Here is a 12,298-nt window from a genome sequence, read left to right on the forward strand (position 1 = left end):
CAAGCCCGCGGAGCAGCCCTCCGGTACACCCGCGTCCTCCGGTCAGCCTGACGGGAAGCCCGCGGCGGCGAAGGCCGGCGGCGGGCCCGCGGGCGGCGCGGCGGGGGAGCGGCCGGCGAAGGCGCGGTCCACCGTCGAGGTGATGCGCCCGGGCATCGTCAAGGTCATCCCCGGCACCCGCCGCTACCACAGCACCGCCTGCCCGCTGATCAAGGGATCCGATCCGGCGACCCTGGAGACGATGGCCCGCCCGGACGCCGAGGCCGCCGGCCTCACCCACTGCTCGGTCTGCGACACCGACGACTGACGGCGTGCCCGAAGGGGTCGGCCGCGGGTTCACACCACCATGCGCCCGGTGGCCGCCGGACCTTGTCCCGGTGGTCGCCGGCCGGTGGTTCCCGGAGGTCAGGCGTGCGGCCGGGTGATCGTCCGGCCGGACGGCGCCGCCCCCGGTCCCCGCCGTCCGGGGACCGGAGCCGGGCGCGCCGCCGGCGGTGCCGAAAGGCGGGCGCGGTGCCCGGGGGACGGCTCAGTCCTTGCGGCCGACGGCACCGTAGAGCCAGCGGGTGGCGGCGGGGGCGGGGTCGGCCGGGTCCGGACGCCAGGCGTCGACCGTCACCAGGCCCGGCTCCACCAGCGTGAAGCCGTCGAAGAACGGGGCGACCTCGGCCCGCTCCCGGAAGTAGATGGGCGTGGGGGTGGCGGCGTAGACGGACTCGATCTTCTCGACCGCCGCGCGGGGGTGCCCCTCTCCGGTCACGTGGGTGGCGGTGACGTGACTGCCGGGGGCCAGGGCCTGGTGCAGGGCGCCCATGACGCCGGTCCGCTCGGCGGGCGTGAGGAAGTGGATCATCGCGATGAGCAGGATGCCCACCGGGGCGTCGAAGTCGATGAGGCGGGTGGTCTCGGGATTGGCGAGCACGTCGGCCGGGCGGCGCATGTCAGCCTCCACGACGGTGGTGTTCCCGTCGGTGGCGAGCAGCGCGCGGCCGTGCGCCAGCACGATCGGGTCGTGGTCGACGTAGACCACCCGGGCGTCGGGATGGATCGACTGGGCGATCTCGTGGGTGTTGCCGGCGGTGGGCAGCCCGGACCCGATGTCGATGAACTGGCGGATGCCCTGACGGGCCATGTAGCGCACCGCGCGGCGTAAGAACGCCCGGTTCTCCTGGGCCAGCAACCGGATCTCCGGCATGGCCTCCTCGACGCGGTCGACGGCGGCCCGGTCCACCTCGTAGTTGTCCTTGCCACCGAGGTAGTAGTCGTACATGCGGGCCACGCTCGGCTTGCTGGTGTCGATGCCGGCCGGGACGGAGGGCCTTAACTCGGCCATGGGGCCTCCAACGCAGATCGGGCGGCGGCCGGGGAGGCGACGCGGCGGCCGGGGCCACCGGGCCTGCGGCCCCGCGAAGAATGGTCGGTTCATACCTTAGGGGTTTTCCGATCTTTACTGTCCGGGTCTGGAAGAGCGGACATCAGCCGGTCTTCACCGGCTCGCCGGCGCGGGGCGGTGGAGCGGGACGCACGTGCCGGCGAGCCATCCGGCCGGCCGGTCGGTGGCGGGCAGCCGTAGCTCAGGTGTCCGTACCTCGGGCGTCCGGCCCGGTCGCGGTCCGGCACGGGTCGCGAGCCGCCACCCCGGCCCGGCCGGGATCGTCCCGCGTCGACCGGCCGGAAGTGCCGCCGGCCAGCAGCCACCCGGTCAGCGCGGCGGCGAGACCGGCCAGCCCGGCCGCCGTGAAGCCGCCCCCCGGCACCGAGGCGTCGATCGCCACCCCGACGACCGGAGCGCCGAGCGCGAAGCCCGCGCTGCTCGCCGAGGACTGCAGGCCGGTCGCCTCGCCGCGCGCCCCGGCCGGCGCGAGGCCGCTCACCGTGTGGGCCACCGCGGACAGGGTGGGCGCGGCGAGCAGTCCCGCACCGGTGACGGCCACGCACAGCCATGGCCAGTCGCTGGCCAGGGCGGCGGGAACGGTGGCCAGTCCCAGCAACCCGAGCAGCACCCAGGTGGGCGGCGACCGCGGGAGCGCGCCGTACGCCAGCCCGCCGGCGATGGAGGCCACCCCGTACACCGCCACGACCAAGGCGGCCCAGGACACCTGGCCGGCCTTCTCCAGCGTGGCGACGATGGCCAGGTCGGTACCGGCGAGCAGCATCGTGGTGCCGAACGCCATCACCAGTGCGGCGAGCATGCCGCGGCCCAGCCACTGCCGGCGGCGCGGGCGGGTGACCGGCCCGGCGTCCACCTCGTCCCCGGCGCGCAGCGGCGGGTCGAGCAGGGCGATCCCCACGCCACCCGCCACGATGGCGGCGCCGACGCCCCATGCCACCACGTCGGGGGAGGCCCGCGCCGCGATGAGGATCACGATCGGCGGGCCCACCATGTACGACAGCTCGCCCTGCACCGCTTCCAGCGCGAACGCGGCCCGGCGCTGCCCGGGCGCCGTCATCGCGGCGATCGCCTGCCTGGTCACCAGCTGGACCGGCACCATCAGCAGCCCCGACACCAGGGCGGCGCCCAGCAGGGTCCCGTACGGGAGCATCGGCACGCCGAGCCAGAACGCCATCTGCGCCGGCACGGTGACCAGCAGCACGAAACGCGGGCCCCGCGCGTCCATCACGCGGCCGAGCAGCGGCCCGCCCAGCGCCACCCCCAGCGTCATGGCCGCCGCGACGCCGCCCGCCGCCGCGTAGCTCATCCGCAGGCCGAGCACGACGTACATGGTCAGCGCCATCACGGCGGCGGTGATCGCGGTCCGGGCCAGCAGCGAGATGCCGAGCAGCGGCGCCATTCCCGGTATGGCGAGAACCCGTCGGTAGCCGGTCATCTGGGTGACGCTAGACCTCGCGCCGCGCCATAGGAAGTGACTGTTCTGCTGGGGGTGCCATAATGAATCCTTATGGCGAAGGATCTGGAGATAGCGTTGCTGCGGGCTTTCGTCACCGCCGTGCGCGCGGGCAGCATCAGCCGCGCCGCGTCCGGGCTCGGGCAGACCCAGCCCGCGCTGAGCCAGCAGCTGCGCAGGCTGGAAGGCGTGGTCGGTCGGCCGCTGCTGCACCGGTCACCGTCCGGTGTCACGCCGACCCGGGCCGGCGAGGAACTCCTGCCGTACGCCGAACGCATCCTGTCGCTCTCGGCCCAGGCCCTCACCGAGACCGGGCGCGCGCTCACCGGGCACTGCGGGGTCGGGCTGCTCGAAGACCTCGCCGCCTCCCGGCTTTCGCAGGCCCTCGCCGATCTGGCCCGGCTGCATCCCGGCGCGACGCTGGAGGTGCTCAGCCTGTCCGGCGCCGCGATGCGCGAGGCCTATGACACCGGCCGCGTCCAGCTCGTGCTCGACGCGGTGCCCGACATTCCCGGGCCGCCGCGCTGGACGGTACGCCGCCCGCTGACCTGGGCGATCGGCCAGGAGATGGACGTGGCCACCGATCCGCTGCCGGTGGTGCTGTTCTCCAGTACGTGCTCCTGGCGCACGGCGGTGTTGGAGGCGATGGAACGTGCGGGCCGGTCCTGGCGGGTGGCGTTCGAGAGCAACAGCCTGATCGGGGTGCTCGCCGCGGTGCGGGCCGGGCTCGGCGTCGCGGCGCTCATGCCCGAGAACCTCGAACCGGCCATGGCCCGGCACGACACCGCGGCGCTGCCCGCCCTGCCGGAGGTCGAACTCGGCCTGGTCCGGCACCCGCCGACCCAGGGCGATCCGCTGGTCGACGCCGTGGAGAGCGCGCTTCGACGCATGATCTGACGATCGCGGACGTGGGCGCGCACGTCCCCGCGCCGCCGAACGCACCGGTGCGGCGACCCGGCGCGTCGATCCACCCGGCCGCTCGCGGGCTCGCCGCCCTGCCGTTGACAGGCCAGGCGAGCGGTTCCTATGGTTAGCATGTTCACAGTCATGGTTGATGTTCATATATGTGAACGTCGCCAGGGCTCCGGTCGCGGCGGCGGGCCGGCGAGGGTCGAGGAATCCCGAGTGCCTCCGGGGCGACTCCGGGCCCCGGCGCCGCGGCCGGCCCGGCCCACCGGTTGCGTAAAGGGCTTCGAAGGGGGGCCCTCATGCGCCCGCCGGGAACCGCGACCCGGCCGGGCGACGATGGCCGTACGGCCGGCTGTGGGAGCGCAATCCGGCCGTCCGGCCGGCCGCGCCATCGGAGGACACCCCCCGGTGGCGCGGCCCGTCACCCCGCGCGGCCGGCGCGGCCAGAAGATCCACTACGGCGGGCCCCGAATCGGCACGGCGCGGTCAAGCCGGTACCCCGATCGGCCATCGGCAGCGAGGTGCGTACGGAGCGCGGCGGCGGTCCGGCGCAAGATCGAATCATGGACCATGCACACCTGGTCACCGCCGCCGTGCTGGCCGCCGGCGTCCTCGCTCCGGCGGCCACGCCCGTGACCGCCGCGCCCGTGAGCGCCGTACCCATGGCCGCTGCACCCGTGACCGCCCCATCCGTGGCCGCCCGTGCCGCCGCGACCGCCGTCATGGCGCCAGCCCGCACCGCGCCGGGCTGCGGGGCGGGAGCGGTCTGCGGGACGGTCCAGGTGCCGCTGGACCACGCCCGCCCGGCGGCCGGCACGACGACCGTCGCCTACATGCTGGTGCTGCGGCGCGACACCGCCCACCCGGCGGCGGGCACGCTGGCGCTCAACCCCGGCGGCCCGGGCATCCCGGCGATCGGCCGGCGCGACTACGCCGCCGACTACCCGGAGTTGACCCGCACCCACGACCTGCTGCTCGTCGACCCGCGCGGCGTCGGCCGGTCCAGCGCGCTGACCTGCCGGTCGGCCGGCTGGTCGGACCTGTCGCGCACCCGGACCGAGGCGGTGGCCGCGGCCGGCGCGTGCGGCCGGGAACTGGGCTCGCTGCGCCGGTACTACACGACCGCGGCGACCGCCGACGACCTGGACGCGGTGCGGGCACGCCTGGGCATCGACCGGCTCGACCTGATCGGCCGCTCCTACGGCGCGTACCTGATGACGGTGTACGCCGAGCGGCACCCCCGGCACGTCCGCTCGCTGATCCTCTCCTCGGCCTACCCGGTGGAGTTCGACATGCTCGGCCGGCCGGCGGCCTTCGCGATGCGCCGCGCGCTGCGCCTGCTGTGCGCGCGCTCCGGCGGAGCCTGTGACGGCGGCCAGGTGATGGCCGACCTGTCGGCGACGGCCGACCGGCTGGCCCGGCATCCGGTGCGCTACTCCGGCGGCCACCTGCTGGACGAGACGGCACTGGCCGGCACGGTCTACAAGCTCGCCTCCAGCCACGTCGCGCTGTTCGGCCGGCTGCCCCAGGCGCTCGGCGCGGCGGCGGCCGGCGACCTGGTGCCGCTGGCCGGCCTGGCCGCCCGGGTGCGCCCGCTGAGCGGCCCAGACCTGCGCGGCGCGCGCGGCGGGCCGGGCTTCAGTATGCCGATCTATACGACGGTCACCTGCAACGACTACCCGGTGCTGTGGGACCGGGCCGCGCCGCTCGCCGAGCGCGTCCGCCGCTACCGCGCCCGGGTGGCCCGGCTGGACCCGCACGACTTCCGGCCGTTCCGCCCGGCGGCGTGGCTCGGCGGCATCCTGGACCTCGGCGACTTCTGCGTGAGCTGGCCGGACCGCCGGGCGCCCGCCCGGTACGGCGACGGACGGCTGCCGGACGTCCCGGTACTGGTGCTGTCCGGCGAACTGGACCTCAGCACGCCCACCGAGGAGGCGCTGGAGGTCGCCGCGCGGTTCCGGAGCGCCCGGGTGGTGGAGGTGCCGAGCGCCGGGCACGTCCCGGAGAAGGACCCGCGCGCGGCGGCGTGCGTGCTCGGCATCGAGAACCGGTTCGTGCGCGACCACCGCCTCACCGGCACCGCCTGCCTGCGCCGCATCCCGCCGGTCCCCGTCCCGAGCCCGGCCGACCAGCGCTGACGATGCGGACGGATGCGAGCGCCTCCCGGCGGAATTCGGTTCCGGCCCTGACCGGCAATGAGCCATCGCCGGAGCGGCGGACCGCCCCGGCGATGGCCTGCCTCCCGGAGGTCACCCTCCGGCAGCTGTGATCAGGTGCGGGTCCACTTCTGGTTGCTGCCGCCGTGGCAGGACCAGATGTGGATCCTGCTGCCGTTGGCGGTGCCGTTGTTGGACACGTCCAGGCACTTGTTCGCGCCGACCGCGGTGATGCTGCCGTCTGCGTTGAAGCGCCACTTCTGGTTGTTCTGCCCGTTGCAGTCCCACAGGATCACCGCGGTGCCGTCCGCGGTGCCGGCACCGTTGACGTCCAGGCACTTGTTGCCGTGGACGCGCAGCTCGCTCGAAGCCGTCGCGGTCCACTGCTGGCTGGTCTGGCCGTTGCAGTCCCAGATCTGCGCCTGCGACCCGTTGCTGTTGGCGATGTCCAGGCACCGGCCCGAACCGACGCCCTTGATCGCGCCCGCGCCGCCCGGCGTGCTGGGCGACGGGCTCGGCGAGACGGTCGGCGACGGCGACGGGGAGGGGTTGCCGCCCCCGGAGAACTGGGTGAAGAAGCTCCACACCACCGGCCGGGTCCAGGAGTTCTCGCCCGGCTCGTAGTCGCCGGGCTTGCCGTCCGACGGGTTCGGGGTGTGCCCGGCGTCGAACGCCGCCCAGGCCACCGGGTAGCCGGCCCGGCAGCCGGAGTAGTAGGTGACGATGTGCGTCAGGCTGCCCTGCGCGGGCTCCGGCGGGTTCTGCGGGGTGCAGCCGTTGTTCCGGACGAACCGGTCACGCAGCGACCGGCCGGTGGAGATGGGCAGCACCGGGTCGCGCAGGCCGTGCAGCCCGATGTAGGCGACCGGCTCGGTGCCGCCGCTGCACCCGCTGAGCTGCCCGCCGGAGTAGACCGCCACCGCGCGGAAGGTCGACGCCCGGTTGCAGGCGAGCGAGTAGCTCATGCCGCCGCCGTAGCTGAAGCCCATCGCGAAGCGCTGGGTGGTGTCGACGCAGAGGTCCGCCTCGATCCGCTTGATCATGTCGTCGACGAAGGTGGTGTCCTCGCCGTTGGGGTTGGCCCACCCGTTGTTGGTGCCCTGCGGGGCGACGAAGATCGAGGTGTTGTTCGACAGCGCCCGGAGCCCGTAGTACGACCACGGGTAGCCGCTGGTGCCGCCGGAGTCCACGTCGTTGGCGGTGCCGCCGTTCCAGTGGAACCCGAAGATCAGCCGGTACTGGGTGTTGCTGTTGTAGTTGTCGGGGATCCGCAGGATGAAGCTGCGGTTCTTCCCGCTGCTGCTGATCGTCTGGTTGCCGCTGCGCAGCGTCGGGGACTTGCCGCACCCGGCGGTGCCCGCGAGGGCGCTCGCCTTGGCGGGCGCGGCGGCGGCCGCGCCGTTGCTCAGGGCCACCTGCGCGCCGGCCAGGACGAGCAGGGCCATGGACGCGATGGCGGTGAAGAGGGACCTATGCCTCGGCATCACGCGATTCCTTTGTCGTTCTCATAGTGATCACACAGAAAGGAACTCTTGCTTCACCCGTCCGAAGGTGAAGGGCGTCAGCCGGCCGGTGCCGTCGGTCTCTGACCAGGAGAATGCCACGTCCACGCGGCGCACCGCGTTCCGCCGATCGAACCAACCGCCCCGGCATGCCTGGCCGGTCGGTCGAGACGCGACATGTTAACGCTCACTCAACGCCGCCGTAATCAGGGCCTCCTATCCTCGGGCGCCGATGGTGATGTGCAGTGGAGCCAATCCGACCATGACCGGCCCTGTCAAGATGGGCTCTGTACCGGTCAGCTGACCTTCTCGGCGGTCGGCCGCTGCACCTCCGCCTGGCCAGGAGAAGCGACCCGGACCGCCGAGAACGCGGTAGTGAAACTTTCACTCACTTGAATCGAATCGTTCCGCTGCGCTGCGCGGTGTGCCCCAGCGCGGCGGCCTGACCGCTCTTCCTCCGCTTGATCGTCCGGGATCGGCACGGCACGATCTAGACCGTTATCCGGCCCGTGGGCAGGGAGATGGCGAGCTGATCATGGCGTTTGTGATGCGGCTGCCGCCGCCGGCCGGGAGTGCCGTGACCTCCACCGCCGATCTTCCGCAGGACATCGGCGAGTTCGAAGCACTGATCATGGATGCCACTGAGCTGCTGGCGGCGAGCGGCTGCGAATTCCTCGTCGCGGGGTTCGGGCAGGCGAGGTGGCCGGTGACCGTCGACTACGACCTTGCTGCGGTGTTACTGCAGGTGCCGCAGGTATTGTCCGAGGTGCGCGCCGGGCTGGTCACTGCGCTTGACTTCTACGCCCAGGGGACCGCGAGGCTGGTGGAGATCGTTCCGAACGGGGAGACGGTCCGGCTGTGCTGCCGGTCGGCGACATCCTGGACGCCGGAGCCCGAGGTGGAGTACATGGGCCGCCACGAGTTGGACGAGATGCTGGTCAGCCTGGCGCGCGACTTCGTCACCGCGCTCCGTACGGTGGCGCCACAGATCGCCATCCGGTCGCCGTTCCAGATGTGGGCGTCGGGGAGGCTGTGAGCGGACGCCGGCGCCGTGGTGTGCCTTGCCGGTTGACCGTGTCGAGCGGGTGATGGATGTAGGGCCGGCCAGGCGGCCCGATGGGCCGGTCATGTCTGTGTGGACCGGGAGGTGAATGAGGGCGTTGGATTGGGAAGAGGGCAGCGATCTCATCGGGTGCGACGATCCGGCGGAGGTCGAGGCGGCGTTCGAGCGGGGGGAGCGGTTCGTCGGGATCGCGGTCATGGGGCTCGCCCTGTGCGTCCCGGATGCCGGGGTGGTCGAGCCGTTCGTCGTGCGGGCTCTGCGGTCCGATCGGGTGCGGGTCCGGCTGGAAGGATTGACCGCGCTCAGCCACATGGTGCGGATCAACGGTGAGGTCGACCGGGCGACCCTCGACCTGCTTCGCGGGTTGTTGAAGAGTTCCAATCCGGAGGTCAAGGAACACGCTGACACGGTCGCCGGGGATGTCTGGATCTTCGTCCCGCACCGGCGGCTACCGGCCTGGTTATGGGTCCGGGCGACGATCAGGCGGGTGCGCTGGTGGCTGGTCCTATGTTGGTGGACGATCACCAGGAAGTACCGGTGAGGGGCTCGCCGTCCAGAAATCCGAGACCTGACGAGGCGTGTGGTCGCCGGCTTGTGGAGGTACGCCGCGCGTCGCGGCTTCATCCTGGCGCCGGTCGGCCCATGTCCATCACATACGCCCCGGCTCTCCCGACGAAGGTTGAACGAGAAAATGGTCGTGATAGTTCTGAATTATTGCCGCCAAAGAGTGAAAGTCGGCCTAACGTCCTGGGTGGCACGACAAGCCAGATGTCGCGCTGAGGTTCGTTGCTCGTGAGACGGCAGGCATGGGAGGCTGCTGCCATCATTGCGGTCACCTGGAGGATGGCGATGGGGAGACCCTGGGAAGCGAATCCGCAGGCGGGGTTCCAACGCCGTCTCGGTAGGTCAGCGCTGGAACTGGGAAATACCAACAGCAGTCCCTCCTGTCCCGATATCTGGGAACTGGACAATGGCGACTTCGCCGTCATCGGCCGCGATCTGACCGTGTCCTACACCGGGCGACTGCCCGATGACGTGTCCGTCACCGCGGACGAGCGCATCGTCATCATTCCGCGCAACATGCTCGTCGCCGCGCCGGAGATCCCGCATGCTTGATCGAGTTCGGGGCATCCCCGGTCATCATCTGGAGGCCGCCGCCTATCTCGACGAGTTCTGGCCCTACTTCGACCGGCTCGGCGCCGGGACGCTGTGGAAGCTGGAGCGTGCGCAGAGCTTCCAGGAGCCCGATGTGCCGAGCTGGGCGGCCATGGCCGAGGGTGACTGGGAACGCTCGCTCGCCCTGGTGGAAGCGATGCGCCGGGACATCGATTCCGGTCCCGGTCCCGATCTGCGCCGGGTCCGTATCGTCGATCGGCCGGTCACTCCTTATCTGCAATGGGAGATGTAGATCCTCAGGGTACGGGTGGAGGCGGGGGAGAAGATCCGAGTGCTCCCGGTGGACTCCGTCGCTCATCTGGAAGGCGAGATCGAGCTGCCGGAGGTGGTGATTCTCGGCTCCCTGACCATGTACGAGGTGCTGTATGACGCGACGGGCATTCTCGACGGAGCCAGGCGGATCGACGATCGACGGGTCCTCGACGGCTGTCGCGCTCAGCTTGCCGAGCTGTATGACAAAGGCGAAGATCTGCTGAGCTATTTCGACCGAGAGATCGCGACTCTTCCGCCCCCAATTGTCACGACCTGATCCGAAAGGTCGGCCGCCGGTGCCGCGTACCCGCCTGTCCGCGCGCTTACCGGTGCGCGGTCTGCCGCGGAGCGCGCTCATCACCGTGCTGCTTCTCATCGTGATCGTCTTGGTCTCCACTCTGGTCGCGCTGTCTCCGCTCGCGCTGAACTGGCTCGACGGCCGAGGCGACGACTGGGAACGCCTCAGCTTCATCGGCCAGACGTACGGCGCGGCCTCGGCGCTGCTGTCCGTGCTGGCCTTGATCGGCGTCTCGGTCTCGCTGTTCCTCCAGGCCCGCGAGGCCAAGGCGACCCGAGAGCAGGCGCTTCGCATGCTGCACGCCGACCTGATGAAGATGGCGATGGAGGATCCGCTCTACCGGCGGGCCTGGGGCCCGTTCTTCGAGTCCGACGACCACGACGGGCCACGCGAGCACATGTACGTCAATCTGATCGTGTCGCAGTGGGCCATGGAGTACGAGCTGCGCACCATCACCGAAGACCATCTCCGTTCCATCGCCCATGTGCTGTTCTCCGGCCCGGCGGGTCGCCGCTACTGGGCCAAGGTGCGGGATCTGCGGATCAACAGCACCTCCACCCGGCGAGAGCGCCGCTTCCATGAGATCCTCGACGAGGAGTACCACCGCGCCGGCACATCCCCCGCGCCGTCTCCCGCCCCGGTCCTGGGTTCCCATGCCGGACGTCGAAAGCGCGGGCGCTGGCTGGTCATCGCGCTGCTGGGCATCGCCGTCTCGGCCGGTGTCCTTCGCCGCCTGCGTCCGGCGCGGCGGAGCCGACGGGGGTGGATCAAGGGAAACGGGCATGTTCACCGCACGGAAATGGAATGAAGGTAGAAATAAGCGATTTTCATAGCCCCGACATCGATTGGGAGGACGCCACCCCGGCCGAATGGAAAGCGCGGCGTAGTGTTCTGGTGCAGGTGTTCGCCGGCCCGCGGGGCGGCAAGGGTGCTGAATCCTTCACCCTGATGGCCTGTACGCCGGAGTACATCGCGGAGATGGTCAGGGAGCATGGGGTCGTTGACGGACGACATCACCTCGTGATGGCCTCCCTCGACCGACGGCTGATAGAGAGATATCTACGGCGGCGCATCGAAAGCCTCGAAGCGTACGACTGGTCCGAGTTGACATTGAAGATCGGCCGCTTCGGGCTCTGGGAAGGTGAGGATTACTCCGACTGAACACGCCGATGGGACGTTACTGTATAGACAGAATAGGATTTATACGCCTACGCGGCGGTCGAAAAGGAGTGCAACCTGGCCCCGTACGCCCGCGCCGCTTCCCGTCCGGTCCCGGGTTCCCATGCCGGACGTCGAGAGCGCGGGCGGTGGCTGGTCGTCGCGCTGCTGGGCATCGCCGTCTCGGCCGGCGTCCTGGGCCGCCGCCTGCCTCCGGCGCGGTAGAGCCGGCGGTGGGGATTACCGGGATGGCCTGGGCTCGGTGTCGGCCTTGAGGGTAAGCCGCTCCGGTGACAAAGCCTCATGTTCGGCTCGATGACCGTTCGGCTGGTATTCGACCGGCCGTCATATTCCGAGGGAGGAGGTTTGGTTGAACTGGGATGATATTACTGATCTCATGGGGTGCGACGACCCGGACGAAGTCGAAGCCGCGTTCGAGCGGGGGGAGCAGTTGGTGGGGGTCGCGCTTCTTGGGTTGTCCTTGTCGGTGCCGGATGCGGATCGGGTTGGGCCGCTGGTGGTGCGAGCCTTGCAATCCGACCGCAGGGAGGTTCGTCTACAAGGACTGACCGCCCTGGGACACATCGCCAGACTGACCGGCCGGGTCGATCAGTTGTTGCTGAACGCGCTTCGTGCGCTTATGCGAAATCCTGATTCGGAGATTAAAGAACACGCCGGTATGGTTGCAGATGATATATGGATATTCGTGCCGCATTCCCAGCTCCCATGGTGGATGCGCGCAAGGTCTGTGGTCCACGCGTTGGGTTGGTGGTTTGTGAAACGATGGTGGGATATTACGGAGAAATAGAAATGATTCTCGAGCCCGTTCAGTTAAACCGTACAGTCCCGGCAGTGGTCACCGCGGGACTGCAGCACGTAAAGCCGAGTTGGGTCAGGACGGCCCGGCATTACCCACCATCTTGTCGCTCGCGCTACGC

The 12,298-nt window shown here is 70.6% G+C and carries 12 protein-coding genes and 1 pseudogene; 10 read left to right on the forward strand and 3 right to left on the reverse strand.

All coding sequences use genetic code 11. The features are described from left to right. Positions 1 to 307, forward strand: a 307-nt coding sequence (locus Sru01_RS09165) for a hypothetical protein (protein WP_203983476.1), incomplete at its 5' end; no start/stop codon positions are given. Positions 308 to 529: 222 nt separating this feature from the next. Here Sru01_RS09165 and Sru01_RS09170 read toward each other — a convergent pair. Next, the gene (locus Sru01_RS09170; RefSeq protein ID WP_203983477.1) at positions 530 to 1,333 is read right to left on the reverse strand and encodes an SAM-dependent methyltransferase; all 804 of its coding nucleotides are present in this window, start codon (positions 1,331 to 1,333) and stop codon (positions 530 to 532) included. Between the two features lie 241 nt (positions 1,334 to 1,574). After that, positions 1,575 to 2,828 (reverse strand): MFS transporter, encoded by a 1,254-nt coding sequence (locus Sru01_RS09175; protein WP_203983478.1) that lies wholly within the window; start codon positions 2,826 to 2,828, stop codon positions 1,575 to 1,577. 72 nt (positions 2,829 to 2,900) lie between these two features. Here Sru01_RS09175 and Sru01_RS09180 point away from each other — a divergent pair, with 72 nt between their 5' ends. Together Sru01_RS09180 and Sru01_RS09185 are read left to right on the forward strand one after the other, a co-directional pair. Next, positions 2,901 to 3,743 (forward strand): LysR family transcriptional regulator, encoded by an 843-nt coding sequence (locus Sru01_RS09180; protein WP_239137182.1) that lies wholly within the window; start codon positions 2,901 to 2,903, stop codon positions 3,741 to 3,743. A gap of 575 nt (positions 3,744 to 4,318) precedes the next feature. Continuing rightward, positions 4,319 to 5,893 (forward strand): alpha/beta fold hydrolase, encoded by a 1,575-nt coding sequence (locus Sru01_RS09185; protein ID WP_203983479.1) that lies wholly within the window; start codon positions 4,319 to 4,321, stop codon positions 5,891 to 5,893. A 131-nt stretch (positions 5,894 to 6,024) separates the two neighbouring features. Here Sru01_RS09185 and Sru01_RS09190 read toward each other — a convergent pair whose 3' ends face one another. Beyond that, positions 6,025 to 7,395: an RICIN domain-containing protein gene (locus Sru01_RS09190; RefSeq protein ID WP_239137183.1), complete on the reverse strand. Its 1,371-nt coding sequence runs from the start codon at positions 7,393 to 7,395 to the stop codon at positions 6,025 to 6,027. Between the two features lie 553 nt (positions 7,396 to 7,948). Here Sru01_RS09190 and Sru01_RS09195 point away from each other — a divergent pair. The 7 genes and pseudogenes from Sru01_RS09195 to Sru01_RS09230 all read left to right on the forward strand — a co-directional run bounded on the left by Sru01_RS09195 (position 7,949) and on the right by Sru01_RS09230 (position 12,168). Further along, a complete protein-coding gene (locus tag Sru01_RS09195; protein WP_203983480.1) occupies positions 7,949 to 8,449 on the forward strand; it encodes a hypothetical protein in 501 nt (166 codons plus the stop codon). A gap of 115 nt (positions 8,450 to 8,564) precedes the next feature. Then, positions 8,565 to 9,017 carry a hypothetical protein gene (locus tag Sru01_RS09200; RefSeq protein WP_203983481.1) on the forward strand — a complete coding sequence of 151 codons (453 nt, stop codon included), beginning with the start codon at positions 8,565 to 8,567 and terminating at the stop codon, positions 9,015 to 9,017. Positions 9,018 to 9,325: 308 nt separating this feature from the next. Next, positions 9,326 to 9,592: a hypothetical protein gene (locus Sru01_RS09205; protein WP_203983640.1), complete on the forward strand. Its 267-nt coding sequence runs from the start codon at positions 9,326 to 9,328 to the stop codon at positions 9,590 to 9,592. After that, positions 9,585 to 10,181, forward strand: a pseudogene (locus Sru01_RS36560) (DUF6879 family protein). The gene Sru01_RS09205 and the pseudogene Sru01_RS36560 overlap by 8 nt, the downstream one beginning before the upstream one ends. Before the next feature lie 19 nt (positions 10,182 to 10,200). Next, on the forward strand, positions 10,201 to 11,010 hold the full coding sequence (locus tag Sru01_RS09220; RefSeq protein WP_203983484.1) for a DUF6082 family protein: 810 nt from the start codon (positions 10,201 to 10,203) through the stop codon (positions 11,008 to 11,010). Further along, positions 11,007 to 11,363 carry an Imm8 family immunity protein gene (locus Sru01_RS09225; RefSeq protein WP_203983485.1) on the forward strand — a complete coding sequence of 119 codons (357 nt, stop codon included), beginning with the start codon at positions 11,007 to 11,009 and terminating at the stop codon, positions 11,361 to 11,363. The genes Sru01_RS09220 and Sru01_RS09225 overlap by 4 nt, the downstream gene beginning before the upstream one ends. Positions 11,364 to 11,730: 367 nt before the next feature. Further along, complete coding sequence (locus Sru01_RS09230) at positions 11,731 to 12,168, forward strand: hypothetical protein (RefSeq protein WP_203983486.1); 438 nt, start codon at positions 11,731 to 11,733, stop codon at positions 12,166 to 12,168. Positions 12,169 to 12,298 lie beyond the last annotated feature (130 nt).

This window comes from Sphaerisporangium rufum, assembly GCF_016863395.1.
Classification (GTDB): Bacteria; Actinomycetota; Actinomycetes; order Streptosporangiales; family Streptosporangiaceae; genus Sphaerisporangium; species Sphaerisporangium rufum.